We start from the raw sequence: 24,821 nt of genomic DNA on the forward strand, positions 1-24,821 counted from the left end.
TCCTCAGCCATTTTCCAGACTGACCGGCAAGTCATACCCGTGCTCTTTCAACAAGGCATGGCGTTTGGCGGTCTTCAAATCCTCACGCACCATTTCGGCGCACATTTCCTGAACGGTCAACTCGGGTTCCCACCCCAGTTTGTTTTTGGCATTTGACGGATCGCCCAACAGAGTTTCCACTTCAGCCGGGCGGAAATATTGCGGGTCGATCCGCATCACAACGTCCCCGGCCTTCAATGCAGGCGCATCCGCGCCTTCGACCGAGACCACAGTGGCAATCTCATCCACGCCGTCGCCCGAAAACGCCAGCGTCACGCCCAGTTCGGCCGCTGACCATTCGATGAACTGACGCACCGAATACTGCACCCCGGTTGCGATCACGAAATCCTCTGGCGTATCCTGCTGCAACATCAGCCACTGCATACGCACATAGTCCTTGGCGTGACCCCAATCCCGCAGGCTGTCGATATTGCCCATATACAGACACTCTTCCAGACCCTGCGCGATATTGGCCAACCCCCGCGTGATCTTGCGGGTGACAAACGTCTCGCCCCGGCGTGGGCTTTCGTGATTGAAGAGGATTCCGTTGCAGGCATACATTCCATAGGCTTCGCGGTAGTTCACCGTGATCCAATAAGAATAAAGCTTGGCCACCGCATAGGGTGAGCGCGGATGGAACGGCGTTGTCTCACGCTGCGGAATTTCCTGAACCAGACCGTAAAGCTCCGAAGTCGAGGCCTGATAGAACCGGGTTTTCTCCTCCAGCCCCAGAAAGCGGATCGCTTCCAACAGGCGCAGGGTTCCGATGGCGTCCACATCGGCAGTGTATTCCGGCGACTCAAAGCTGACCGCCACGTGGGATTGCGCTCCCAGGTTATAAACCTCATCCGGTTGCACCTGCTGGATGATCCGGGTCAGGTTCGACGTGTCGCTCAGATCGCCATAGTGCAGATGAAGGCGTGGATTCGGCACGTGCGGGTCCTGATAGATGTGGTCGATCCGCTGCGTGTTAAATGACGAGGCACGGCGCTTGATACCATGCACCTCATATCCTTTTTCCAGCAAAAACTCGGCCAAGTAAGAGCCATCCTGCCCAGTGATGCCGGTAATTAATGCTGTTTTTGTCATCGGTCCATTCCACACATTCTATCTGCTTGATCGCAGACTCAGAAACAGCAAGATACCCCGGAATGCAACCCAAGGTCACGGCTGGGCATTGAAACCGGCGAAACTTTCCTGAATGAATGCGCCACAAGGCGGTTTCCGAAGAAGGATATTGATACATGCGTATTGCAATGATCGGCACAGGGTACGTGGGGCTCGTGTCGGGGGTCTGTTTTTCGGATTTTGGCCATGACGTCATTTGCGTAGACAAGGCCGAAGGCAAGATCGAGATGCTTCAGACGGGCGAAGTTCCGATCTATGAGCCCGGTCTGGACGTGCTGATGGCCAAGAACGTCGCCTCGGGACGGTTGAGTTTCACCACCGACCTCGCCGCTGCCGTAGATGGGGCGGACGCAGTGTTCATTGCGGTGGGCACCCCGACCCGCCGCGGCGACGGGCATGCAGACCTGACCTATGTGATGGCCGCCGCCGAAGAGATCGCCAATGCGCTGACCGGGTATACCGTGATTGTCACGAAATCCACTGTTCCCGTGGGCACCAACCGTCAAGTTCAACAGGTGGTCGCCGCCGCCAACCCGCAGGCCGAATTCGATGTCGCCTCGAACCCGGAATTCCTGCGCGAAGGGGCCGCCATTGATGACTTCATGCGGCCCGACCGGGTGGTTGTCGGTGTCGAAAACGACCGGGCCGCCGGGGTGATGGCCGATATCTACCGCCCGCTCTACCTGCGTGATTTTCCGATCCTGACGACCGATCTGGAAAGCGCCGAGATGATCAAATACGCGGCCAATGCATTTCTGGCGACCAAGATCACCTTTATCAACGAAATCGCGGGCCTGTGCGAACGTGTGGGCGGTGATGTCAAGGAAGTGGCACGCGGCATCGGTCTGGATGGCCGGATCGGCAATAAATTTCTGCATGCTGGCCCCGGTTATGGCGGATCATGCTTTCCAAAGGATACCAACGCGCTGGCGCGGATTGGACAGGATCACGCCTATCCGATGCAAATCACCGAGACGGTCATTCGGGTCAATGACGGTGTAAAAAACCGGATGATCGACAAGATCCGGGATGCCTGCGACGACAGTTTCAATGGCAAGACCATCGCGGTGCTGGGCGTGACCTTCAAACCCAACACCGACGACATGCGCGACGCGCCCTCATTGACCATCGTGCCCGCCCTGATCGGGGGCGGTGCCCGTGTCCGCGTCGTCGATCCGCAAGGCCGCGCCGAAGGCGAGGCCCTTCTGCCCGGTGTCGACTGGTTCGACGATCCTTATGCCGCCGCAAAGGATGCGGATGCGGTCGTGCTGCTGACCGAGTGGAACGAGTTCCGCGCCCTGAACCTCGGCGATATGGCGGCCTCGATGACCTCGGCCAGAATGGTCGACCTGCGCAACATCTATTCCCGCGACATGGCCCTAAAGGCCGGGTTCGAGAGCTATTCCGGGGTCGGTCGCTAACCGTACAGCGGCACATCCGCCTGCGCGCCCTCGGCCAAAGCCTTGCTCTGGTCGCGCCGCACCTGGTCGTACAGAGCCAGCGATTCTGCTGAAAACAAACTGTTGGGCGGAGGAACGGGAACAAAATTGCTCTGCCCGTCGCGCCCACGCGCCAGCATGGCATAGTCCTTTTCGGCCACCAATTGTTTGGCATTGGGGTTCAGATACCGGATCGCCAACCCGATGCGCCGGTCGTCCGAGCTGTTCGGTCCTGACCCGTGGATCGTTAAACCGTGATGCAGCGACATTTGCCCCGGCGACAGCTCTATCCGGGTTTTGTCCTCCTCCAGCACTTCCACGGCGATCTCTTGCCCGCGTGACAGAAGGTTCGTGTCAGAATAGGTGTCGTTATGCGGCAGGATCGGGTTCTTATGGCTGCCCTGCACAAAATCCATGCAGCCGCTTTCAGGCGTCGCAGGCGAAAGCGCGATCCAGGCCGTAACCTGATCCGGCGTCTCGCCCATACCCCAATAGGTCAGGTCCTGATGCATACCGACCGTGTGCGCTGTCCGCGGTTCCTTGACGAAAAATTCGGCTGACCAGATCATGATATCGGGGCCCAAAACGCCCTCGACCAGATCCAGAACACGGGGGTCCATGGCAACGCGGGCGGCCAAAGGCATTACAAGATGCGAATTGACCCGCTTATAGGTGTTCAACGGCAAAGGCAGATCGGCATCCAGCCATTCCCGCTCAATCTGTTCGAACTCGGCCCGCAGGGCGGCCGTTTCCGTGCCCGTGATAACGGTCAGGGGAAACAAATACCCATCCTCCCAATACTGAGCGGATTGTTCGGGCGTCAGGGCGGTTTGAGCCATTGAGACAGGGTCAGACATGCGCGCTCCTCCTTACTGCATGTGATTGCAGCCTAGTTGATGCGTCATTAATGGCAGAGCACAGGTTCTTGCCCGTCAGGCTAAGTTCAGCTTAGTCTAACTGCCATGGCAGGCCGTATCCCATCGCTGAACTGGCTGCGCGTGTTCGAGGCCGCCGCGCGAACCGAAAGCTTTGCGCGCGCGGCAGCCCAATTAAACATGTCCGCCGCCGCCGTCAGCCAACAGGTCAAGGCTCTCGAGACGCAATTGGGCACCCCTCTGTTTCACCGCCATGCGCATTCCGTCACCCTGACCGAGACCGGACGCGCCTATCTGCCATCGGTGCAGCAATCACTGCTAATGCTGGAAACCGCAACGACCGGATTGTTCGGCGAAACACGCGAACAGCGGCTTTACGTGCAGTCAGTTCTTTTGTTCGCGCATGGGGTTTTGGCCGGGGGGCTGACCGATTTTCACACGCTAAACCCCCAGATCAACCTGTCCCTGTCGACCGGCAATCTGGACGCTGATTTCAGCAATCGTTTCACCGATCTTCAGATCGTGTTCGGCAATCCAAACCTCTTTGGAACGGAAAGCGATGAACTGGTGCGTGAAAGGCTGTATCCCGTGGCCCCGCCCGAACTGGCTGCGCAAATCGACACGCCGCAGGATTTGTTTAACTTCACCCTGATCGAGGTCTCGACCCACCGCGCAAGCTGGCCACACCTGTTCGAAACGCTACGCCTGCCCGGGGGTCAGGCGCGATATTTCTTTGCCGACAACTCACTTATCGCGGCCGAGCTTTCGGCGGCAGGCGCGGGCATTGCGCTTGCCCGAGCGCCTGCGTCAGACCGTATTGTAGCTCTGTCAGGCTTGGTTCCATGCCTCGACGGGATCGAGGTACCGGGGCAAGAGGCTTATCACTTGATCTACCCGTCCCGCCGAACTCTGCGCCCTCCGGCTCGGCGGTTTCGGGACTGGATCATGGATCACAGCGCGGCAGTCCAGACGCGGTAACGCCCCTGCCCGGTCACTTCACGGATCAAGCCGCGATCCGAAAACCTGTCGATATTGCGCTGAACCGCCGCACGCGAGGCACCCGTCAACTCTTCGGCCAACGGGGCCGACACCATGGGCCAGGCTGTCAGCGCTTCGATCAGTTTGGGTGGGGTTCGTCCGCTCAGGTCGCCGGTCACGGCGCGGGCACGGTTATCCCAGGCGCTGACACGGTCCAGATGCAACAAGGCGGCCAAGGCGGCCTGCCCAAGACCCCGATACCACGCGCCCAGCTTTTCCCCGGTATCACCCATGCCGCGCAAAGCGCCAGGGCCAGACAGGGCCAATGGCATGAAAAGCGCGCCGCCCCGACCCATCGTGGCCGCATGGCGTGCTGCGATGATGGCTGCTTCGGTGTCGTGCCCGACGCCGGGTGAAACCGCACGCCACGCATGAAAAGCAATCGCGGCTTGCGTGACCGGGTGCAGCCCGTCTGCATGCCCCATCACCTCGGCCAGGTCGGCAATGGCCTCGGGCACTTCGTCGATCCCCTGCGCCATCCGGTCAAGAAAGGCTGTCACCCCGGTGGCCCATCCACCCTCGGACGGTCCAGCACCCGATGTCAGACGCCGCACGGCCCAGCCGGACCGAAACAAGGCCTGTACGTCATCACCGGTCGCGCCGATCCGCAACCCGGTCCACAGCGCCAAGCGATCCACACCGATCCGGTCACCAGTCCACCAACCCAGATCAGACACGTCCATCAATGCCAGACGATGCGTCCAGCCTTTGGGACCAGCCCGTAGCCTTTCATCCAAGGCACCGAATGTGGCCGCCAGATCTGCCAATTCTAGGGACAGCTCGGCTTGCGCCGCCCGCCAATCCCGAGGATCGAACAACAGCCTGCGATCGGCCTTTGGGCCGGGCAGGATAAAATCCTCTTCGGGCTCTTCGTCGGGGGGCAGAAACCACAGATCGTCATCCTCGGGCGGGTCGACATCATAGATACTGCCGGGGCCCAGCGTTTCGTCATCCTCATCGGGATCAGGCATGGCAGGGTTCGTGGTCATACCCGACATATTTCGGGTATTTCCACCGGTTCACAAGGTGTTTCTGTGGCTGCGGACCTAGCTGGCGAAACCTGTGGTCAGAATGTCCAACTGTCCCTTCAGTGGGGTCTGAGGGCTACTGCCAATCAGCATATAGCCATAGCCTCCTTCGGACCATGTCGCGGTTGCCAGACCGCTCAACTCGGCAAGCTTCACGGCCTTGCTGGGGGCGCCTTCGCCCTGACGTATGATGCAGAAGGCAAAGGGCTGCCCCTGTTCATCTGCGAACACGACCTGAATCAACGGCTTTCCGTTGAACGACAAAACCTGCGCGCGCTTTAGCTCCATCCCCGGCAGGGCTTCCAGCGTGTCGCGGTTCAGCGACCGTCCCAGCTCGGCCTCGGCCAATTCGAACTGCGCGTCCAGCACCTGAGCCGAATTGTCCAGCGAAGCAATCGTATCGGGCACATATAGCGACTGGTAGATCGCCGCCTGTTCGGCCCAGCCCAGCGGCTCGGGCCGGGTGCTCCAGAAGGTTGCCGACACCGCCAGCACCGCGACCGAAGCGGCGACAGCCACCAAACGCCACGGGCTTCCGGAATGGTGAACAGGAACAGCCGACTGCGGTTCAGGCAGATCGACCTGCGGTGCCTCGGCAGGCACGTTTTCAAACACCGCCTGCACAACCGGTGCAAACGGATCCAGCGCCATCAGGCGCGCTTCCAGCTCGGGGTCGGCCGCAACCGCGGTTTCAATCGCGTTTGCCTCGGCCTCATCCACATTGCCTTCCAGATACGCTGTCAGCGTCTCATCGGAAAACTTCATTTGCCACTCCGTCGAACGGCGCTTGCAGCATCCTGCTGCATCACGGTTTTAAGTTTCTGCCGGGCGTTGGACAACCGGCTCATAATCGTACCGATGGGAACGTCCAGCATCGCCGCCGCTTCGCGGTAACTGTAGCCTTCGACAAAGACCAGCATTACCGTTTCGCGCTGCGCTTCTGGCAGTTGCATCACTTGGGTAAACACCTCAGCCGCGAAAATATTCGTTTCGGAATCGGAATCATGTGAAATTAATTCCGCCTCGGGCGTCACCGACAACGCCTGCGCCTTGCGGACCGAGCGCGAGCGCACCTCATTCAACCAGATCGAGCGGCAGATCGTCATCAGCCAACTGTCCAATCGATCATGCGAAGTCACCTGATGGTGACGCTCCAACGCACGCAGGCACGTGGATTGCAGCAAGTCATCCGCCACATCAGAGGCTCCGGACAAGGCAAGCCCAAAGCGCCAGACGCGTTTCGAATGCGTCTGTATCGCGCCGCGCACGGCCTGTTCGGAACTAATTTCACCACCCATTGAATAAATAGTGACCTGTGTGTGTTTGACATTCACGGATCGGGCCCGCGAGGTCAGGAATGTCATAACCTGTGGAGGAATGAAATGAAACTTATGTTGAAAGCAGTCACGATTGCGTCGGCAATTATTGCAACCCCGGCCTTGGCTGAACATTGGACCTTGTCGCCCGAAGGCTCGCACCTGGCCTATGGCACCATCAAGAAAGACACCGTGGGCGAAGTCAATTCCTTCACCAACCTGTCGGGCCATGTCAGCCCCGATGGCAAGGCCGAGATCGAGATCGACCTGTCCTCGGTCGAGACGAATATAGACATCCGCAACGAGCGAATGATCGAGCATGTCTTTCGCAATGCAGGTACGGCGACTTTGACCGCCCAGATCGATATGGACGAGGTGAAGGCGCTGGCCGTCGGTCAAACAGCAGTCGTTGATGTCGAAGCGGCACTGTCGCTGATCGGCACGGATGTTGAGTTTGATACTGAAATGTTCGTCCTGCGGGTTTCTGAGAAATCCGTGATGGTCTCGACCAACGACATGGTGTTTCTCAGCACCGAAGACGCGGGCGTAAATGCCGGGGTCGACAAGCTGATGGAGCTGGCCAGCCTTCCCGGCATCACCCGGACCGTGCCCATCACCGCACGCCTATTCTTCAACATGGACGAGCAAAAAGCCGACGCTGGGACCGCTGCTCCGGTTGAGGTCGCCGCTGTTGCCGCAGTTGAAGGGGATATCAAGGCGGGCAAAAAAGTATATCGCAAGTGCAAGGCGTGCCATCAGATTAAAGAGGGCAAGAACGGTGTAGGCCCCTCGCTGTACGGCATCGTTGGCGCGTCGGCTGCCCAAGCGGATGGGTTCAAATACTCGGACGCGCTGAAAAGCTCGGACATTGTTTGGGATGTCGAGACCCTGACCACTTTTCTGGCTGACCCCAAGGGCACTCTGCCCGGCAACAAGATGCAGTTCGCCGGCTTGAAGAAGGATGAGGACATCACCAACGTCATTGCCTATCTGCAATCAGAATCGGAAGGCTAACGCCGGAAAGCTGTTCCTTCGCCTGCCCCGCCGCGCTATTCCTGTCCATGGCAACATGGAAAAGGAAGGCGGGGCATGAGCGAAACGGTCAAACTGACTTTGGATGAGATCCACGGGCTAAGCCTGACCATCCTAAAAAACGCGGGCTATGGCCCGGACCATGCCACCGCCATCGCGGATTTGCTGACCACCTGCCAGATCGACGATTGCCACTCGCACGGACTGTTTCGCCTGCTCATGTGTGCAGAAACGATGGACGCGGGCAAGGTCGACGGCCATGTCGCGCCAGTCATCACCCCCTCAGACAATGCCATTGTCCGTGTCGATGCACGCGGCGGGATCTCCTTGCTGGCCTTTCATGAGGCCCTTCCCCACCTGATCGAGAAAACGCGCACGCACGGCGTCGCCGCAATGGCGATCAACCGGTGTTTCCATTTCTCAGCCCTCTGGCCCGAGGTTGAACAATTGTCCTCGGCTGGGCTGGCCGCGATGGCGATGGTGCCCAGCCATTCCTGGGTCGCCCCAGCCGGAGGTACACGCGGGTCACTTGGCACCAACCCGCTGGCCTTTAGCTGGCCGCGTCAGGGTCGGGATCCATTCACCTTCGACTTTGCCACCAGCGCCTTTGCGCGGGGAGAGATCGAGCTTTACCGCCGCGCAGGCAAACCCCTGCCCGACGGCGTAGCGCTCGACAAGGAGGGCAACCCAACAACCGACCCGCACGCTGCGATGGAAGGCGCGATGCTGACCTTCGGCGGCTATAAGGGGTCAGCTTTGTCGATCATGATCGAGCTTTTGGCTGGGCCCTTGATCGACGATCTGACCAGTCTGGAAAGCTTGGCCTATGCCGACGGCACCAGCAGCGCACCTTATCATGGCGAGATCATCCTGGCCTTCGACCCCGCCCAGTTCAGCGGCGGCCGCGTGGACGAAAACGATGCCCGCGCCGAGCGGCTGTTTGCCGATATCACGGGTCAGGGCGCGCGCCTGCCCTCGCAACGGCGCTATGCCGCGCGTGCGCGCAACAGGGCGCGGGGCTATGCAGAAATCTCAAAAACGCTGCACGACGATCTGCTGGCTCTGGTCCGTTAGAATTCGACCTCTTTCCCTTGCCGGTGCCTGTGGCTAAGAAGACCCTCCGACCCAGTTGAAGGAGACCCCCTTGGACCGCATCGCACGCACCATCGCCGCCGAGATCAACGCCCGCCCCGATCAGGTAGGCGCTGCGGTCAGACTTCTGGACGAGGGGGCCACAGTCCCATTTGTCGCCCGCTACCGGAAAGAGGCGACCGGCGGGCTGGATGACAGCCAGCTACGCACCCTGTCTGAGCGACTGGACTATCTGCGCGAACTCGATGCCCGCCGTGACACGATCCTGAATTCAATCCGCGATCAGGGCAAACTGACCGACGACCTGGCCAAGTCCATCGCCGGGGCCGAGACAAAAGCGCAGTTGGAAGACATCTATCTGCCCTACAAGCCAAAGCGGCGCACCAAGGCGATGATCGCGCGCGAAAACGGGCTGGAGCCGCTGGCAGAGGCGATATTGGCCGACCGCTCTGCCGATCCCGAAGCGCTGGCCGGGGGCTATGTCTCGGACGCAGTACCCACCACCAAAGATGCCCTGAACGGTGCCCGCGACATCATCACCGAACATTTGACCGAAAACGCCGTCCTGCTGGGTGAGTTGCGCAGCTTCATGCAACGCGAGGCCCTGCTGACCGCAAAAGTAATCGACGGCAAGCAGACCGAAGGGGCCAAGTTCAGCGATTATTTCGACCACAGCGAACGCTGGGCCGATACACCCTCGCACCGGGCGCTGGCGATGCTGCGCGCCTCGAAAGAGGGGATCGTGACGCTCGATATTGCCCCCGACCCCGAAACCGGCGCCGCAAGGGCCGAGGCTATGGTCGCCGCCCATCTAGGCACGCGGACCAATTCACCCGGCGATCTTTGGCTTCGCAAGGTGGCGGGCTGGACATGGCGGGTCAAACTGTCTCTGTCGATGATGGTCGAGTTGATGGCTGATCTCAGAAGCAGCGCGCAGGACGAGGCGATTCAGGTCTTCGCCCGCAACCTGAAAGATCTGCTGTTTTCCGCCCCCGCCGGGGCCAAGGCAACGCTGGGACTGGACCCCGGAATTCGTACTGGTGTCAAAGCGGCAGTGGTCGATCCCACCGGCAAGCTGGTCGCCACCGACACCTTGTATCCGTTCCAGCCCAAAAACGATCTGCGCGGCGCGCAAGCCGCCATTCTCAAGCTGATCTCGACCCATGACATTGACCTGATCGCAATCGGCAACGGCACCGCCAGCCGCGAGACTGAAAGCTTTGTCGCCGATACTCTGAAACTGCTGCCAAGCGCGGTGAAAGCCCCGACCAAGGTGATCGTCTCAGAGGCGGGCGCGTCTGTCTATTCCGCCTCGGAACTGGCCGCGCGCGAGTTTCCCGATTTGGACGTGTCCCTGCGCGGCGCGGTTTCAATCGCGCGCCGTTTGCAAGACCCGCTGGCGGAACTGGTCAAGATCGAACCCAAGTCCATCGGCGTCGGGCAATACCAGCACGATGTCGACCAGCACCGTCTGTCGCAATCGCTGGATACTGTGATCGAGGATGTGGTGAACGCGGTCGGTGTCGATCTGAACACCGCCTCGGCCCCCTTGCTGTCGCGCGTATCGGGTTTGGGTCCGGGTTTGGCCGACGCGATCGTGGCACATCGGGACGTGAACGGCGCGTTTGACCGCCGCGAAGACCTGCTGAACGTCGCGCGCCTTGGCCCACGCGCTTTCGAGCAATGCGCCGGATTCCTTCGGATTAGAGACGGATCAGAGCCGTTGGACGCCTCCTCGGTCCACCCTGAGGCCTATGGCGTGGCGCGCCGCATCGTGGCCGCCTGTGGGCGCGACATTCGTCAGATCATGGGGCAGAAAGACGCCCTGAAAGGGCTGCAAGCCCGGCGTTTTGTCGACGATGCCTTTGGCCTGCCCACCGTGATGGACATCTTTACCGAGCTTGAAAAGCCCGGCCGCGATCCGCGACCCAGTTTCAAGACCGCCTCTTTCGCGGAAGGGGTCAATGAGATCACCGACCTGAAACCTGGTATGCGGCTTGAGGGCACCGTCACCAATGTCGCGGCTTTCGGCGCATTTGTGGATATCGGCGTGCATCAGGACGGGCTGGTGCATATCAGTCAACTGGCCGACCGCTTCGTCAAAGATCCGCATGAGGTCGTAAAGACCGGTCAGATCGTCAGAGTCTCGGTCGTGGAAGTGGACGTCAAACGCAAACGCATCGGCCTGTCCATGCGCAAGGATGGCGGGGCCGGTCAAACTGGGCGCGGGCGTCGTTAACAGATTATCTATTTGGGTTGCCCGCTCGGTTTCGCTAGGTTGACGGAAAATCACAGTCGGAGAGACCAGAATGCCCTCATTGTTCAGTCCATTTGACCTGCGATCTGTGTCGTTCAAGAACCGTATCGCGGTCTCACCGATGAGCCAGTATCGGGCGAATGAAGGCCGCGCCAATGATTGGCATCTGGTGCATCTGGGCCGGTTTGCCATGGGCGGTGCGGGGCTGATCTATGCCGAAGCGACGGCCGTCACCCGTGACGGGCGGCGCACGCCCGGCGATCTGGGTTTGTGGGAAGACGCCCAGATTGCCCCGCTGAAACCCATCGCCGATTTCATCACCCGCGAAGGCGCGGTGCCGGGCATTCAGCTGAGTCATGCGGGGCGCAAAGCCTCGGAGCGGCGTCCCTGGCACGGCGAAACTCCGCTGAATGATGAAGACGCCACGCAGCGCAAGGAAGCGGCTTGGCCTGCAATGGCACCCTCTGCCCTGCCCTATGCCGAGGGCTGGCCGACCCCGCGCGAAATGACCCAGGCCGATATCGAAGACGTCATCGCCGCCTTCGGTGCAGCGGCCAGACGGTCACAGGCGGCCGGGTTCAAGATGATCGAGGTCTATGCAGCCCATGGTTTTCTGGTGCATCAATTCCTGTCTCCGATCACCAACCAGCGGGCGGACCATTGGGGCGGAAGCGCGCAGAACCGGGTGCGCTTTGCCGTCGAGATCGCACGTGAAATCCGACGAAACTGGCCCGAGGACTATCCTCTGGCTTTTCGGTTATCGGCGTCGGATTGGGTGGACGGCGGCCTGACCGTCGAAGACACCGTTGACATCGCCAAGGCGCTCAAAGCTGCCGGGGTGGACATGATCGATTGCAGCTCGGGCGGGATCGGCGGCAAGGATCGCCCACAGCGGATGACCATCGAACAAGGCTTTCAGGTGCCGTTTGCATCACAAGTCCGGTCCTGGGCGGATATGCCGACAATGGCAGTCGGTTTCCTGTGGGACCCCAAGGTGTGCGACGCGGTGATTCAAAAGGGCGACGCCGACATGATCGCCGTGGCCCGCGAATTGCTGGACGACCCGAACTGGCCCCTGCGCAGCGCCGCTGCACTAGGGGCCGACCAGAACCATGCCCTATGGCCCGTCGAGGCCGGATGGTGGCTGATGAAACGCAACCGGCTATTGTCCAAACTGGGCCTGCGATAGCGCATCAGATCGCGCCTCGAGGTCCAGCGAGGCGCTTCTCTGTGTCGAAAATGGCGTCGCCTGCGCGAACATGGCTAAGACGGACACATCCGATACAAATGATACACGTCTGGGGATATTCTGGCGGACAAGGGATCGCTAGCATCTGCGCCAAACTCGTAGTTTGTTGGTCAGGATTTAACGATGTCAGAATACCAGTTTGTCGAATCTGCCCCGTTTGAGACCGGGTTTTCCCGGATCTTTGACCAGCAGATCGCCCCATTCCTACGCGAGAAAGAAGTTGAACGTCAGGCCGCCGTCTCGCGCAGTATGTTCTGGATCAAGTTCTCTGGCGTTGTTGCCGTCGTACTGGCCGGATTAGGCGGGTACTACATTCATCCTCTTTTTGCGATTTTTCCACTTGCTTTCGGCGGGGCCGCGGCCTTGATCCTTTATCTGGAACGAGGCGGAAAAGTCAGTTCCGATGTTTCGAAATACATTCGCCCCATCCTGTGCAAATTCCTAGGGCATATGGAGCTGCACTCGGACGTACCTATGAGCTTCCTTCCGATTGGGCGCTTGGTTTCATTGCAAATCATACCTGAATCCGAACGCGTGCGCGAAAATCACGCGATCAGCGGCACCTGGCGGGACACTAATTACAAACTGCTGCAAATGAGCTGCTCGGACACTTACAGAGACAGCGACAACAAACGAAAGACCAGAACCCTGTTCTCGGGCATCGTGCTGGAAATCGACTGCCCGGCCGCATTGCCACGCACGGTCTTCGTCAAGGACTTCGGTGAGACCCTAAACAAGCTGTATAGCTGGGCAAGCCGCAACGTCTTGCCCCAACATCGCTGGGATCTTGGCCTAGAGGATGCCGAGAAGATCTTTGAGGTTTTTACCGACGACCCGCACCAGTTGGAACAATACGTCAAACCCGAATTCGCTTATACGCTGAGCGAGATCGCCAAACGCTACCAAGGTGGGCGCGACTATTGCTCAGCGGCATTTTCGGGCAAGAAATTCTATCTGGCGCTCAGCCTTCCCCACGGGTTTCTCAGCTTCAACCTTGGTGGTGCCCCGCTGAGTGAAGCGGATGAAACCATCCATCGCGCCTTCCGCGATCTGGTAATGCCACGACAGATCATTGATGCACTGCATCAATGAACGCTGTCGGGCGGCTCAGTCTTTCACCGATTGCATCGACACATGGGTCGAGGTGCTGTCCACATGCGGGAGCGTGGACACGACACGGCCCAAAATCTCACGGTAACTGCGCATATCCTTGGTGCGCAGTTTCAGCAGATAGTCAAAGGCACCCGCAATCATGTGGCATTGTTCGACCTCGGGCGCTCGTTGCACAGCTTCATTGAACTCAGTCAAAGCCGCTTCGGTGGTGATTTTCAGGCTAACCTCGACAAAGACCACCTGTTCGACCCCCAGCTTCGAAGGGTCCAGAATCGCGCGAAACCCCTGTATATACCCTTCCGAGATCAGACGTTTCATCCGCACCTGACAAGGTGTCTTTGATAATCCGACCCGCGCCGACAATTCCGTCACCGGAATACGTCCTTCACGGCTCAGAATACGTAGGATTTTCAGGTCATGTCGGTCTAGTTGACTATTTTTCTCTATTAACACGGTCTCAATCGCCAAAACTAAATAGAAAATTTGGTCAATAAACACGCCTATTTTGAAGCTTTAGTCAACATAACTTTCAGCGATTTGGTAAGATTATTTAAATCGAACGCGGATTGGAAAGAACATGACTGGGCTACATGATATTCGTCTGAACCTTCGACACAACCACCTGCGGGCAGAATCCAAGGTATTGCGGGACCTGACAAGCCGCAATCCGATTGACGCAGCAAGGCGGGCGGTGGTCCAGAATCGCGCGGCTGATCTTGTACGCGCGATCCGCAACGACAGCCGCCCCGGCCTGATGGAAGTCTTTCTGGCCGAATATGGCCTGTCCACCAATGAAGGCGTGGCCCTGATGTGTCTGGCCGAGGCACTGCTACGGGTGCCCGACGCAGATACGATTGACGCGCTGATCGAGGACAAGATCGCACCTTCGGCCTGGGGGCAGCATCTAGGGCAATCGTCGTCGTCTCTGGTCAACGCCTCCACCTGGGCATTGATGCTGACGGGCAAGGTTCTGCAGGATGGCACCGGCATTGCTGCGACCCTGAAAGGGGCGGTGAAACGGCTGGGGGAACCGGTGATCCGGGTCGCGGTGGCGCGGGCGATGAAGGAAATGGGCGCGCAGTTCGTGCTGGGTGAAACCATCGAAGAAGCACTAGAACGCGGCAAGAAACAAGAAGCCGAGGGTTACACCTATTCGTACGACATGCTGGGCGAGGCTGCTTTGACAGCCCACGACGCCAAGGCGTTTCTGGCCGCGTATTCGGACGCCATCGCCAAGCTGGCCAGGGAATGCGACGCGCAAGACATTCGGGAAAACCCCGGCATTTCGATCAAGCTCTCGGCGCTGCATCCCCGCTATGAGGTCGGGCAAAAAGACCGGGTGATGGCCGAGCTGGTGCCCCTGACGTTGCAACTTGCACAACAGGCCAAGGCCGCCAATATGGGCCTGAATATCGACGCGGAAGAGGCGGATCGGCTGGATCTGTCCCTTGACGTGATCGAAGCTGTTCTGCGCGACCCGTCGCTTGCGGGCTGGGACGGGTTCGGCGTGGTCGTGCAGGCCTATGGCAAGCGCGCAGCTTATGTTCTGGATTGGCTGCATGCGCTGGCTGATGAATTGGACCGTAAAATCATGGTGCGTCTGGTAAAAGGTGCCTATTGGGATACCGAGATCAAGCGCGCGCAGGTCGAAGGGCTGCGCGGCTTCCCGGTTTTCACCCGCAAGGCGGCCACCGATATCTCGTATATCTGCTGCGCCCAGAAACTGCTGGGCATGACAGATCGAATTTATCCGCAATTTGCCACCCATAACGCCCATACAGTGGCCGCGATCCTCGACATGGCCACAGACACACGCAGCTTTGAGTTCCAGCGCCTGCATGGCATGGGCGAAAGCCTGCATGATCTGGTCCTGAAGGGCAGCGGCACCCGGTGCCGGATTTACGCGCCGGTCGGGGCGCATCGGGATCTTCTGGCCTATCTGGTGCGGCGCTTGCTGGAAAACGGGGCGAACTCTTCGTTCGTGAATCAGATCGTGGACCAATCCGTGGCCCCGGAAATCGTCGCCGCCGACCCGTTTGATGCGCTGGACTCAGGCTCTAATGCGGCTGTTTGGATGCCTGCGGACCTTTATGGGACCGAGCGCCCGAATTCGCGGGGCTGGGACTTGCACGACACAGACGATCTGGCCGAGATCGAACAGGCCCGTGCGCCATTTCGCTCTAAGTTCTGGCAGGTTGGGCCGCTTTTGGAGGGCACGTCGCAAAACACCACAGACCGCCCTGTCCTCAATCCCGCCGATCACGCGGACAAAGTGGGTGTGGTGGCTGAGGCATCGGTGGAGGATGTCGAAACGGCACTTGGCGCGGCGGTCCAGTGGAACGCAGATGCTGAAACGCGTCGCCAGACCCTGTTTCGCGCCGCCGAGCTATATGAGCAGAACTTCGGAGAGCTGTTTGCCATCCTCACCCGCGAAGCGGGCAAGACCCCGATGGACGCCATCGCCGAGCTGCGCGAGGCGGTCGATTTCCTGCGCTACTACGCCGTGCGCGGTATCGAAGTTACGCGACCTGCGCGCGGTGTGATGGCTTGCATTTCACCGTGGAACTTCCCGCTGGCCATCTTCACCGGGCAGATCGCCGCCGCGCTGGCCGCTGGCAATGGTGTCCTGGCCAAACCGGCGGACCCAACGGCCATCACCGCCTGGGTCGCCGTCAACCTGATGCATGAAGCCGGCGTTCCGAAGACTGCGTTACAACTGCTGCCGGGCCGCGGCTCGGTCGTAGGCGCACGGCTGACGTCGGACCCAAGGATCAAAGGGGTGTGCTTTACCGGCTCGACCCACACGGCGCAGACTATCAACCGCGCCATGGTTGATCAGATCGCCCCCGAGGCCCCTTTGATCGCCGAAACCGGTGGGCTGAACGCGATGATCGTGGACTCCACGGCGCTGCCGGAACAGGCGATCAAGGATATCGTCGCCTCGGCCTTCCAATCCACCGGTCAGCGCTGTTCTGCGCTACGGCTGCTCTACGTGCAAGAGGACGTGGCCGAACCATTCCTCGAGATGCTATACGGAGCGATGGATGAGCTGGTCGTGGGCAACCCATGGGACTTGCGCACAGATGTCGGGCCAGTGATCAGTGACGGCGCGCAGGGTGAAATTCTAGCCTATGTCGAAGGCGCACGCGCGCAGGGACGCGTGTTGAAACAACTGGATACTCCGACAGACGGCACTTTCGTGGCCCCAACCGTCCTGCGTGTATCGGGTATTGCTGATCTGGAAAAAGAGGTGTTCGGCCCGGTCATGCATGTGGCCACCTACAAGGCGTCGGAGCTGGACGCGGTGGTCGCTGCGATAAATGCCACCGGCTTTGGCCTGACCTTCGGAATGCACTCGCGCATCGACGACCGGATCGAACAGGTTACGTCGCAACTGAACGTCGGCAACATGTATATCAACCGCAACCAGATTGGCGCGATCGTGGGGTCCCAACCCTTCGGGGGTGAGGGATTGTCGGGCACCGGGCCCAAGGCGGGCGGTCCGTCTTACGTCAAGCGTTTCACCAAACCCGCGACGCATAGCCTTGCCGCGGCCACGGGGCAGGCCGCCGATCAGGCCACGGTTCAGGCTGTCCTGACGGCAACCAAACGCCCGCCGCGTATCGCGTTGAAACGGCACCAGCTACCAGGACCGACGGGCGAGTCGAACACGCTGTCGACCTATGGCCGTGGCATCATCCTGTGTCTTGGCCCATCGCTTGAGGCCGCGCAGGCGCAGCGCGAAATCGCTGTGGCGCATGGCTGTTCCGCCGTCGTCGTTGCGCCTGCGGCGAGCGGTCCGAACACGGTGGACGGTGTACTGGAACCCGCTGTGTTAGGCTCGATTTCGGGCTTCGATGCGGTTGTCTGTTGGGGAGAAGAGGCGCAGCTTCGCGCCATCCGCGCGGCCTTGGCGCAGCGACCCGGTGCTTTGATCCCGCTGATCAATGACGCGGATTTTGGCGACCGCTGCCAGCTTGAGCGTCACGTGTGTATTGACACCACCGCCGCCGGTGGCAACGCCTCGCTTTTGGCGGCAGCAAGTTAACCCGCGACCGCCCCGGCAGACTGATTTGTCCGGGGCGGTGCGTAAAAATGAGAGGCTGTCAGATCAGCCCACCTTTACGACCATTTTACCAAAATTTCCCCCGGCCAATAGCTGATTGAACGCTTCAGGCGCGTTTTCCAGCCCCTCGACCAAGTGTTCTTTGTAAGTGACCGAGCCGTCTTTTAGCCAGCCGGTCATATCGCGAACGAACTCCTGATACACTTCGGGGCCGAAATTGTCGAAAATGATGAAACCCTGCATGCGTACCTTCATCCGCAACAACGTCCCCATGATCACCGGGCCCATATCCGGCCCCTCGGGCAGACCGGGCAGGTTGTACCAGGCCATGACGCCGCAAACCGGAACGCGCGCAAACGGGTTTAACAAAGGCAGTACGGCATACAGCACCTTGCCGCCGACATTCTCGAAATAGACGTCGATGCCATCCGGGCAGGCATCACGCAGTTGTCCAGCCAAATCATCCGAGCGATGATCCAAACAAGCATCAAATCCCAGATTTTGCACCACATGCGCGCATTTCTCGGGCCCACCCGCAATGCCGACCACCCGGCAACCTTTCAGCTTGGCAATCTGACCCACAGTCGCCCCTACCGGGCCTGAGGCTGCGGCGACAACAACGGTTTCACCGGGTTTAGGCTCACCGATTTTCAGCAGCCCGGCATAGGCCGTATAGCCCGGCATCCCCAAAATCCCCAGCGCCCAGGACGGGTTGTCTGGTGATTGACCAAGATTGACCACCTGCGCCCCGTTCGAGATCGCATAATCCTGCCAGCCGCTCATGTTCAGGACATAATCGCCAACCGCAAAGCCCTGAAGGTTCGACTGCTCGACCCGTCCCACGACCTGCGCAGTCATAACACCGCCGATCGCCACCGGCTCGGCATAGGATTTTGCATCATTCATGCGTCCACGCATATAGGGGTCCAAAGACAGAAAGACCGTGCGCACTAGCATTTCATCTGCCCCGGGCGTCGGGACATCGGTTGTCTCTAACCGCAGAGTGTTCTCGTCTGGCTGGCCCTTGGGACGTTCAGCCAGAACAATACGGCGGTTTGTGTCGGGGGATTGGGGCATGGTGCTCTCCTACAAATCGGTTTGCCGTAGCAGAGACCGGATAGCTAAGATGTGCAACCCAATCTGCCCCGGAATTGTGGCGGTACAACCATAGGCTGCTGAAACCCACCGATCTTTTCACCTTGCAAGGGTTTGACAATGCCGGGCCAATCGCCAACAACTTGCATGTCTCATTTCGTCAACCGACCCGCTGCGCCCGTGGTTTACAATCCTCATTTCGAAGGGCTGGCGCGTTTTGGGCCTGTTGCGGCGGGGACACGGCCCTCGGGGGCACGACACAACCAGGAGGATAGGCAATGAAAGTCGGCGGCGTTCACTATCGGTCGATCTGGCGCGATGCGCAAAGCGGCGCAGTGCGGATCATTGATCAACGCTGGCTGCCGCATGAATTCAAAGTCGTCAACTTGTCCGCATTGGAAGATTTCGAAGTCGCAATCCGCGACATGTGGGTGCGCGGGGCGCCTCTGATCGGGGCGACCGCCGCCTATGGCATGGCCGAGGCGATGACGAGGGACTCCTCGGACGCGAATTTCGAACACGCCAGCACCGTTTTGAACGCGACGCGGCCCACGGCAGTAAATCTGGCCTGGGCGCTGGCGCGGTGCCGCGCGACTCTGCTGCCGCTGCCCCCTGAAAACCGGGCTGACGCTGCCTGGGCGCTGGCGCAGGAGGTGTTCGAGGAAGATATCGAAATCAACCGCCGCATTGGTGAAAACGGCCTGGCCCTGATCAGAGAGATCGCCGCGAAGAAGCCCGCAGGCGAGCCAGTGAACCTTCTGACCCATTGCAACGCCGGCTGGCTGGCGACGGTCGATTGGGGCACGGCCACCAGCCCGATGTACCACGCCTATAACGAAGGGATTCCGATCCATGTCTGGGTCGACGAAACCCGCCCCCGCAACCAAGGGGCCCTGACCGCGTGGGAGCTGGGCGAACATGGCATCCCGCACACCTATGTGGTGGACAATGCAGGCGGGCATCTGATGCAGCGCGGGCTGGTCGATCTGGTCATCACCGGCACCGATCGCACCACCGCACGCGGCGATGTGTGCAACAAGATCGGCACCTATCTCAAGGCGCTGGCGGCCCATGATAACGGGGTGCCGTTCTATGTCGCTTTACCCTCGCCCACAATAGACTGGTCGCTGCAAGACGGGGTCGCCGAAATCCCCATCGAGGATCGCCCCGAGGCCGAGATTACCCTTATTCAGGGTCTGAATCAGGGTCAGATCGGCGAGGTTCTGGTCACGCCACAGGGCACATCAGGCGGCAATCCGGCCTTTGACGTCACCCCCAACCGTCTGGTCACGGGGCTGATCACCGAACGTGGCATCTGCGACGCCAGCACCCAAGGCCTGGCCGGCCTATTCCCCGACAAAGCCCATTGAAAGCCCACAGACTGCAAACCGAAAGAACACCGATGATTGAAAACTGGTACGACGCGGCAAAAGCACAGGAATGGCGCGCGGCGGCGGGCGATGACCCTGCCGATCAGGAACTGGCAGAACGTGTCTATACCTCGCGCCTGATCGGCCAGAACCCCGACCTGTTGATGCATGGTGGCGGCAATACTTCGGTTAAACTGGAGCGTCCTGATCTGTTCGGCGACCAGCGCCAGGTGCTGCATGTCAAAGGCTCGGGCTGGGATCTGGACACGATCGAGGCACCGGGTCTGCCAGGGGTCTGGCTTGATCCTTTGCTGAAGGCCCGGCAACTTGAAACCCTTTCCGACGAAGACATGGTCAACTACCAGCGCTCGAACTTGCTGGATTCGACCTCGCCCAACCCGTCGGTCGAAACGCTGCTGCATGCGTTCCTGCCCCATAAATTTGTCGACCACACCCATGCAACTCCGTTCCTGATCCTTGCTAACCTGCCTAACGCAGCCGAGATCTGCCGCGAGATCTTCGGCGATCGTTTGGGCATTGTACCCTATATCATGCCCGGCTTCGATCTGGCCAAAGCGGCCGCTGATGTCTACGACGCCAACCCTGCCGTCGACGGGCTCTTGCTGCTGCAACACGGGCATTTTGCCTTCGGTGACACGGCGCAGGAAAGCTATGACAAGATCGTCAGCCACAGCAATGAGGTCGCCGCCTATCTGGGCCTGACGGGCGTCACCCCTATCGGCGAACGCCGTCCAGCTGAGGGTTTGCAGGTTCTGCCTATGCTGCGCGGTGTCATCGCCGAGGTGAATGCCGAGCGCGACGACGCGATGCCCATCTTTGATCTGCGCAACGGCGATCATACCCATACCTTCATGGCCCGCCCCGATATCGACGCGCTGGCCACACGTGGGATGGCCTCACCCGATCACGTGATCCGCACCAAGGGCCGCCCGCTGGTGCTGCGCCGCGCCGATCTAGCCAACCGCGAGACCATCAAAGCCAAGGTCGAAGGTTTTGCCGACGAGTATCGCGCCTATTTCAACCGTCAGGCTCCGCACGCCAAGGAACCCAAAACCCTGCTGACCCCTGATCCCAAACATGCCTGGATCGAAGGGATCGGCATCGTCGGCATGGGCGGAAACGCCAAAGCAGCAGCAGCAGCGGCCGATCTGGCCGAGCAAAATATCCGCGTGCGCGCCGTTGGCGAAGATGCGGGCGGGTTCTATCCAATCAGCGAAAAGGACATGTTCGACTGCGAGTATTGGTCGCTGGAACAGGCCAAGCTGGGCAAGGGAACGCCACCGCCGTTTCAGGGCAAAGTCGTCATGATCACGGGCGGTGCGGGCGCGATTGGGCTGGCCACGGCCAAAGCCTTTGCCGCCAAGGGGGCCAACCTGGTGCTGATCGACAAGGACCCGCAGGCCTTGGATCAGGCACTGGACCAGCTTGGGCGGTGGCACGTCGCCCATGCCGAAGACATCACTTCGGACGGTGCGGCCCAGCGGGCGATGGACGCAGCGATCCTCGCCTTTGGTGGGTTGGACATCCTGATCTCAAACGCAGGCACAGCAAGGTCGGGGGCCTTGCTGGATCTGGACGATGCGGCCTTCCGGCAGGCGTTCGAATTGAATTTCTTTGCCCACAAGAATTTTGCCACCGCCGCCGCCCGCGTGATACAGGCGCAGGGACGCGGCGGGCAGATTCTGTTCAACATCTCAAAACAGGCGGTCAATCCCGGCAAGAATTTCGGGGCCTATGGCACACCGAAAGCGGCCACCATGTTCCTGATGCGCCAGTTGACTTTGGAACTGGCCGGTGCGGGCATTCGCGTGAACGGGGTGAATGCCGACCGCATCCGCTCGGGCCTGTTAACGGACGATTTCATCAAGGAACGCGCCGCCGCCCGTGGTGTCAGCGAAGACACCTATATGGGCGGAAATCTTCTGGGCCGCGAAGTTCAGGCTCACCACGTCGCCGACGGTTTCGTGACCCTTGCACTGTCCGAGCGTACCACCGGCCACGTTCTTACCGTCGATGGCGGCAACACTGAGGCCGAACTGCGTTAGCTGGGTGATTTCTGCGCCTGCTGCCACTCTCGCCAATGCTGGTCCAAAGGCCCCTGTACTGCAGCCATCACGGCCTCGGCCTGTTCAGCGGGAATGGCGACGCGGTCAATCGGAGCGATACTGGGATTGCACCAGGTCGTGGCCCCCAGCCGGTTGCCAAAGCAATCAAAAATCACATAGTCGAAATGGTCAAACATATCGGCTAGCAGATAGCTGTTATTGGGTGAACTCGTGACATTGAACTCAAACGCTACAACGGGTCGGAAGTTTTCGAACGTTTTGTGAGCACCGTGCAGGACCTCAAGCTCGAACCCTTCCACGTCGATTTTGATGAAACCAGGTGTCAGGCCGAACTGATCGACCAGCACATCAACGTTCAGCATATCCATACGGATGGTTTTAAAATCATCCTCGATATCAGGGAAGAACTCTTCAATGTAATTTGGGCGCGCGGAGCCAAGCTCGTGATGAGTTTCGGAATAGGTAAAACTGACATCGCTGGCCGCCCGAGACCCGATAAGCACATTGGTAATGTCGACCTGCGGGTCGCCCGCAAAACCTTGCTGCAACGCGCGATGCAGCGTCGGGTGCGGTTCGACTGCAATCAGCTTCTGGTCCGGTCGGCGAAAGGCATTGCGCATGGCATGGGTGTGAAACCCTTTGTTTGCCCCGATGTCGATAGCGTCACCGCCGCGTTCAAGCACCGGCGTATAATATAGCCGGACAACATCATGCCGCGCCTGCATGAATGGATCAGGAAACCAGCCGTCTTTTACAAACGGAGCATACTGCGTTTGCAACTGCTGCGGCGTCGGTACCTGAGGACTGGATTGCACCGTTAGATTTAACGCTTTGAACGTCATCAGGGTTATACGCGGGTCGCTGAACCGAAGGCCAATGATCGGATCCACTTCGGACCCATCCAGCTCGAAAACCGAGGTCTCGCGGCCCCAAGCATGATCCAGTAACCGCGGGTGAGAAGCCGCGTTGAAATTTCGATTTTCAGGGGCGCCGTGCTCCAAATAAGCTTCGAAAACAGGCGGCATGTCGCCGCTTTGATCATGGCGCCCAAATCATGAGAACGACACTTCAACCCACTGTTTTCCGCCTGACAGGTCAAGAACCTGGTCTAGGCGGAAAAATGCGGCATGGAAGTGCATATCCTGATTTTGAGAAACCCGAACGAAACGCGCTGTTCTATCCCTGGCCTCGAAGGTCATATAATCTGGGCTTGTCGAAAATACTTCCATCAAATGCGATCCTTAGTGAGGCGTCGGAGGCCAAAAAAGCTCACGGCCCAAAATAGCTGTTGTGTGCGGTTAAGTCAGCCCGCACGCTAGAAGTCAATCGACATAAACACAAGCAATGACCCCTTAAATAACCCATTCGAAACTGGCGATTTTCCGCTTGTCCCGCTCCACTGCATTTGCCCCTGTTCAAATCCAATGTGCTAGTGTCTGGTAAATGTCACTTTAGTGTGCGAGTGACCTACCCGACGAATGCGGAATGAGGCTCAGGATGAGAGTATTGGTGACGGGTGGAACCGGTTTTCTGGGGCAAGCAGTCTTACGCCAATTGGCGGAGAAACCTTTTCACATAGGCAGCTTGCAACGGGCATCATCTACCTCTGTTGACGACCTTCTCGCAGATGGCTCCGCGACCGTTGAGACACTGATCCTGAAACCAGAACTGAAGGATATTTGCGCGCAGGTCGAAGCCTTTTCGCCTGATGTAATCGTGCATATCGCGGCCGTTTCTCGGGCCAAGGAAGACGAAGAGGGCATACGCGCGATGCTCGAGGTCAACACGCTATTGCCGTCGCTTCTGGCCCAAAGCGCGGCGCGCTGCGGGGCGAAGGGCATGGTGGTATGCGGCACAAGCTGGCAAACTTCGTCGCCGGAAAACATCTATGACCCGTTCAACTACTACGCAGCGACAAAGCAGGCCGCCGAAGATATTCTGGTTCCTTTTGCAAAGAACGGGCTGAATGTCATTTCCCTTAGAATGTTTGACAACTACGGCCCATCAGATTGGCGCAACAAAGTCGTCGATCTTGTTTTTAATGCGGTCGTCGCGCAAGAGCCCCTGAAAATGTCGCCGGGGTTTCAGAAAATGGACCTCGTCTACGTCGAAGATGCGGCGGCTGCGATTGTCGCCGCGACCGAGCGCGCGGCAGGCGACCCGCTGGACCAATTGGAAGTCTATGGTGTGTCTTCAGGAGAGCATCACTCGCTTCGCGATCTCGAAGCATTGATCGGCGAGATCACGGAGGCAGCACCCCCCATCCAATGGGGCGAACGCCCGTATCGTCCGAATGAAATAATGGAGCCCAATCGCAAATTGTCGCGCGTTCCGGGGTGGTCCCCTCGCGTCAGTCTTCGTAAAGGTCTTGAAAGAGTGTGGGAATCAAAACGCAAAGCATTGAGACTGGCAAAGTAAATGTCGCAAAAACACACGCTCACAACTCTCGCGCTGCTGGACAACATCCAGTTTCCAAAGCTGGAAAACGGCAAACCGCTTGCCTTGAACTACAGCCACGACAAGAACCTGTTTCAATTTGTGCACGAAGCGCTCAGACGCGGTCACACTGTATTCTTGGCCTCAGCGCAGGAACCTAC

At 59.3% G+C, this 24,821-nt stretch carries 20 protein-coding genes; 11 read left to right on the forward strand and 9 right to left on the reverse strand.

Annotated features, from left to right (window positions below):
- Positions 1–3 precede the first annotated feature (3 nt).
- Positions 4–1,128, reverse strand: coding sequence for a GDP-mannose 4,6-dehydratase (gmd, locus tag ACR0L1_RS12660; RefSeq protein WP_170773314.1), 1,125 nt, complete (start codon positions 1,126–1,128; stop codon positions 4–6).
- Between the two features lie 155 nt (positions 1,129–1,283).
- Between gmd and ACR0L1_RS12665 the strand changes: the two genes are divergently transcribed.
- The gene (locus tag ACR0L1_RS12665) at positions 1,284–2,588 is read left to right on the forward strand and encodes a UDP-glucose dehydrogenase family protein (protein WP_170789928.1); all 1,305 of its coding nucleotides are present in this window, start codon (positions 1,284–1,286) and stop codon (positions 2,586–2,588) included.
- On the opposite strand, the gene ACR0L1_RS12670 is transcribed toward ACR0L1_RS12665, so the two are convergent.
- Positions 2,585–3,463: a phytanoyl-CoA dioxygenase family protein gene (locus ACR0L1_RS12670; protein WP_480859164.1), complete on the reverse strand. Its 879-nt coding sequence runs from the start codon at positions 3,461–3,463 to the stop codon at positions 2,585–2,587. The two genes, ACR0L1_RS12665 and ACR0L1_RS12670, sit on opposite strands and share 4 nt — an antisense overlap.
- A gap of 105 nt (positions 3,464–3,568) precedes the next feature.
- On the opposite strand from ACR0L1_RS12670, the gene ACR0L1_RS12675 reads away from it, so the two are divergent.
- Positions 3,569–4,459, forward strand: coding sequence for a LysR family transcriptional regulator (locus ACR0L1_RS12675; RefSeq protein ID WP_480859166.1), 891 nt, complete (start codon positions 3,569–3,571; stop codon positions 4,457–4,459).
- Here the strand turns inward: ACR0L1_RS12675 and ACR0L1_RS12680 are convergent.
- Genes ACR0L1_RS12680 through ACR0L1_RS12690 form a run of 3 tightly spaced genes read right to left on the reverse strand, consistent with a single transcriptional unit; the run spans position 4,432 to position 6,881 of the window.
- Positions 4,432–5,508, reverse strand: coding sequence for a helix-turn-helix domain-containing protein (locus ACR0L1_RS12680; RefSeq protein WP_480859168.1), 1,077 nt, complete (start codon positions 5,506–5,508; stop codon positions 4,432–4,434). The two genes, ACR0L1_RS12675 and ACR0L1_RS12680, sit on opposite strands and share 28 nt — an antisense overlap.
- 57 nt (positions 5,509–5,565) lie before the next feature.
- A complete protein-coding gene (locus tag ACR0L1_RS12685) occupies positions 5,566–6,312 on the reverse strand; it encodes an anti-sigma factor (protein WP_480859170.1) in 747 nt (248 codons plus the stop codon).
- On the reverse strand, positions 6,309–6,881 hold the full coding sequence (locus tag ACR0L1_RS12690) for an RNA polymerase sigma factor (RefSeq protein WP_480503693.1): 573 nt from the start codon (positions 6,879–6,881) through the stop codon (positions 6,309–6,311). Before ACR0L1_RS12690 ends, ACR0L1_RS12685 begins: the two co-directional genes overlap by 4 nt.
- Positions 6,882–6,929: 48 nt before the next feature.
- Between ACR0L1_RS12690 and ACR0L1_RS12695 the strand changes: the two genes are divergently transcribed.
- The 5 genes from ACR0L1_RS12695 (at position 6,930) to ACR0L1_RS12715 (ending at position 13,585) form a co-directional block, all read left to right on the forward strand.
- Positions 6,930–7,877: a c-type cytochrome gene (locus ACR0L1_RS12695; protein WP_480859172.1), complete on the forward strand. Its 948-nt coding sequence runs from the start codon at positions 6,930–6,932 to the stop codon at positions 7,875–7,877.
- Between the two features lie 75 nt (positions 7,878–7,952).
- On the forward strand, positions 7,953–8,969 hold the full coding sequence (locus ACR0L1_RS12700; RefSeq protein WP_480859174.1) for an Ldh family oxidoreductase: 1,017 nt from the start codon (positions 7,953–7,955) through the stop codon (positions 8,967–8,969).
- Between the two features lie 70 nt (positions 8,970–9,039).
- Complete coding sequence (locus ACR0L1_RS12705) at positions 9,040–11,226, forward strand: Tex family protein (protein WP_480859176.1); 2,187 nt, start codon at positions 9,040–9,042, stop codon at positions 11,224–11,226.
- A gap of 70 nt (positions 11,227–11,296) precedes the next feature.
- Positions 11,297–12,433: an NADH:flavin oxidoreductase/NADH oxidase gene (locus ACR0L1_RS12710; RefSeq protein WP_480503689.1), complete on the forward strand. Its 1,137-nt coding sequence runs from the start codon at positions 11,297–11,299 to the stop codon at positions 12,431–12,433.
- Between the two features lie 183 nt (positions 12,434–12,616).
- Entirely contained in the window at positions 12,617–13,585 is a 969-nt protein-coding gene (locus tag ACR0L1_RS12715; protein ID WP_170789919.1) for a DUF3137 domain-containing protein, read from the forward strand.
- 15 nt (positions 13,586–13,600) lie between these two features.
- Here the strand turns inward: ACR0L1_RS12715 and ACR0L1_RS12720 are convergent, their stop codons facing one another.
- Positions 13,601–14,104, reverse strand: a complete 504-nt coding sequence (locus tag ACR0L1_RS12720; RefSeq protein ID WP_480506612.1) for an Lrp/AsnC family transcriptional regulator — start codon at positions 14,102–14,104, stop codon at positions 13,601–13,603.
- A 79-nt stretch (positions 14,105–14,183) separates the two neighbouring features.
- Here ACR0L1_RS12720 and putA point away from each other — a divergent pair, with 79 nt between their 5' ends.
- Positions 14,184–17,654: a bifunctional proline dehydrogenase/L-glutamate gamma-semialdehyde dehydrogenase PutA gene (gene putA, locus ACR0L1_RS12725; protein WP_480859178.1), complete on the forward strand. Its 3,471-nt coding sequence runs from the start codon at positions 14,184–14,186 to the stop codon at positions 17,652–17,654.
- Positions 17,655–17,717: 63 nt separating this feature from the next.
- Here putA and ACR0L1_RS12730 read toward each other — a convergent pair whose 3' ends face one another.
- Positions 17,718–18,749: an NADP-dependent oxidoreductase gene (locus ACR0L1_RS12730; protein ID WP_480859180.1), complete on the reverse strand. Its 1,032-nt coding sequence runs from the start codon at positions 18,747–18,749 to the stop codon at positions 17,718–17,720.
- A gap of 296 nt (positions 18,750–19,045) precedes the next feature.
- Here ACR0L1_RS12730 and mtnA point away from each other — a divergent pair, with 296 nt between their 5' ends.
- On the forward strand, positions 19,046–20,137 hold the full coding sequence (gene mtnA, locus ACR0L1_RS12735) for an S-methyl-5-thioribose-1-phosphate isomerase (protein ID WP_480859182.1): 1,092 nt from the start codon (positions 19,046–19,048) through the stop codon (positions 20,135–20,137).
- A gap of 32 nt (positions 20,138–20,169) precedes the next feature.
- On the forward strand, positions 20,170–22,203 hold the full coding sequence (locus ACR0L1_RS12740; RefSeq protein WP_480859184.1) for a bifunctional aldolase/short-chain dehydrogenase: 2,034 nt from the start codon (positions 20,170–20,172) through the stop codon (positions 22,201–22,203).
- Here ACR0L1_RS12740 and ACR0L1_RS12745 read toward each other — a convergent pair.
- Positions 22,200–23,249, reverse strand: coding sequence for an FkbM family methyltransferase (locus ACR0L1_RS12745; RefSeq protein WP_480859187.1), 1,050 nt, complete (start codon positions 23,247–23,249; stop codon positions 22,200–22,202). The two genes, ACR0L1_RS12740 and ACR0L1_RS12745, sit on opposite strands and share 4 nt — an antisense overlap.
- 27 nt (positions 23,250–23,276) lie before the next feature.
- Complete coding sequence (locus ACR0L1_RS12750; protein ID WP_480503681.1) at positions 23,277–23,453, reverse strand: hypothetical protein; 177 nt, start codon at positions 23,451–23,453, stop codon at positions 23,277–23,279.
- 268 nt (positions 23,454–23,721) lie between these two features.
- On the opposite strand from ACR0L1_RS12750, the gene ACR0L1_RS12755 reads away from it, so the two are divergent.
- Entirely contained in the window at positions 23,722–24,642 is a 921-nt protein-coding gene (locus ACR0L1_RS12755) for an NAD-dependent epimerase/dehydratase family protein (RefSeq protein WP_480859189.1), read from the forward strand.
- Positions 24,643–24,821 lie beyond the last annotated feature (179 nt).

It is taken from the genome of Ruegeria sp. J8, from assembly GCF_056531925.1.

Coding starts and splice junctions, on each gene's coding strand:
- gmd (WP_170773314.1), bottom strand. CDS start 1,128: ATGACAAAAACAGCATTAATTACCGGCATCACTGGGCAGGATGGCTCT.
- ACR0L1_RS12665 (WP_170789928.1), top strand. CDS start 1,284: ATGCGTATTGCAATGATCGGCACAGGGTACGTGGGGCTCGTGTCGGGG.
- ACR0L1_RS12670 (WP_480859164.1), bottom strand. CDS start 3,463: ATGTCTGACCCTGTCTCAATGGCTCAAACCGCCCTGACGCCCGAACAA.
- ACR0L1_RS12675 (WP_480859166.1), top strand. CDS start 3,569: ATGGCAGGCCGTATCCCATCGCTGAACTGGCTGCGCGTGTTCGAGGCC.
- ACR0L1_RS12680 (WP_480859168.1), bottom strand. CDS start 5,508: ATGACCACGAACCCTGCCATGCCTGATCCCGATGAGGATGACGAAACG.
- ACR0L1_RS12685 (WP_480859170.1), bottom strand. CDS start 6,312: ATGAAGTTTTCCGATGAGACGCTGACAGCGTATCTGGAAGGCAATGTG.
- ACR0L1_RS12695 (WP_480859172.1), top strand. CDS start 6,930: ATGAAACTTATGTTGAAAGCAGTCACGATTGCGTCGGCAATTATTGCA.
- ACR0L1_RS12700 (WP_480859174.1), top strand. CDS start 7,953: ATGAGCGAAACGGTCAAACTGACTTTGGATGAGATCCACGGGCTAAGC.
- ACR0L1_RS12710 (WP_480503689.1), top strand. CDS start 11,297: ATGCCCTCATTGTTCAGTCCATTTGACCTGCGATCTGTGTCGTTCAAG.
- ACR0L1_RS12715 (WP_170789919.1), top strand. CDS start 12,617: ATGTCAGAATACCAGTTTGTCGAATCTGCCCCGTTTGAGACCGGGTTT.
- putA (WP_480859178.1), top strand. CDS start 14,184: ATGACTGGGCTACATGATATTCGTCTGAACCTTCGACACAACCACCTG.
- ACR0L1_RS12730 (WP_480859180.1), bottom strand. CDS start 18,749: ATGCCCCAATCCCCCGACACAAACCGCCGTATTGTTCTGGCTGAACGT.
- mtnA (WP_480859182.1), top strand. CDS start 19,046: ATGAAAGTCGGCGGCGTTCACTATCGGTCGATCTGGCGCGATGCGCAA.
- ACR0L1_RS12740 (WP_480859184.1), top strand. CDS start 20,170: ATGATTGAAAACTGGTACGACGCGGCAAAAGCACAGGAATGGCGCGCG.
- ACR0L1_RS12745 (WP_480859187.1), bottom strand. CDS start 23,249: ATGCCGCCTGTTTTCGAAGCTTATTTGGAGCACGGCGCCCCTGAAAAT.
- ACR0L1_RS12750 (WP_480503681.1), bottom strand. CDS start 23,453: ATGGAAGTATTTTCGACAAGCCCAGATTATATGACCTTCGAGGCCAGG.
- ACR0L1_RS12755 (WP_480859189.1), top strand. CDS start 23,722: ATGAGAGTATTGGTGACGGGTGGAACCGGTTTTCTGGGGCAAGCAGTC.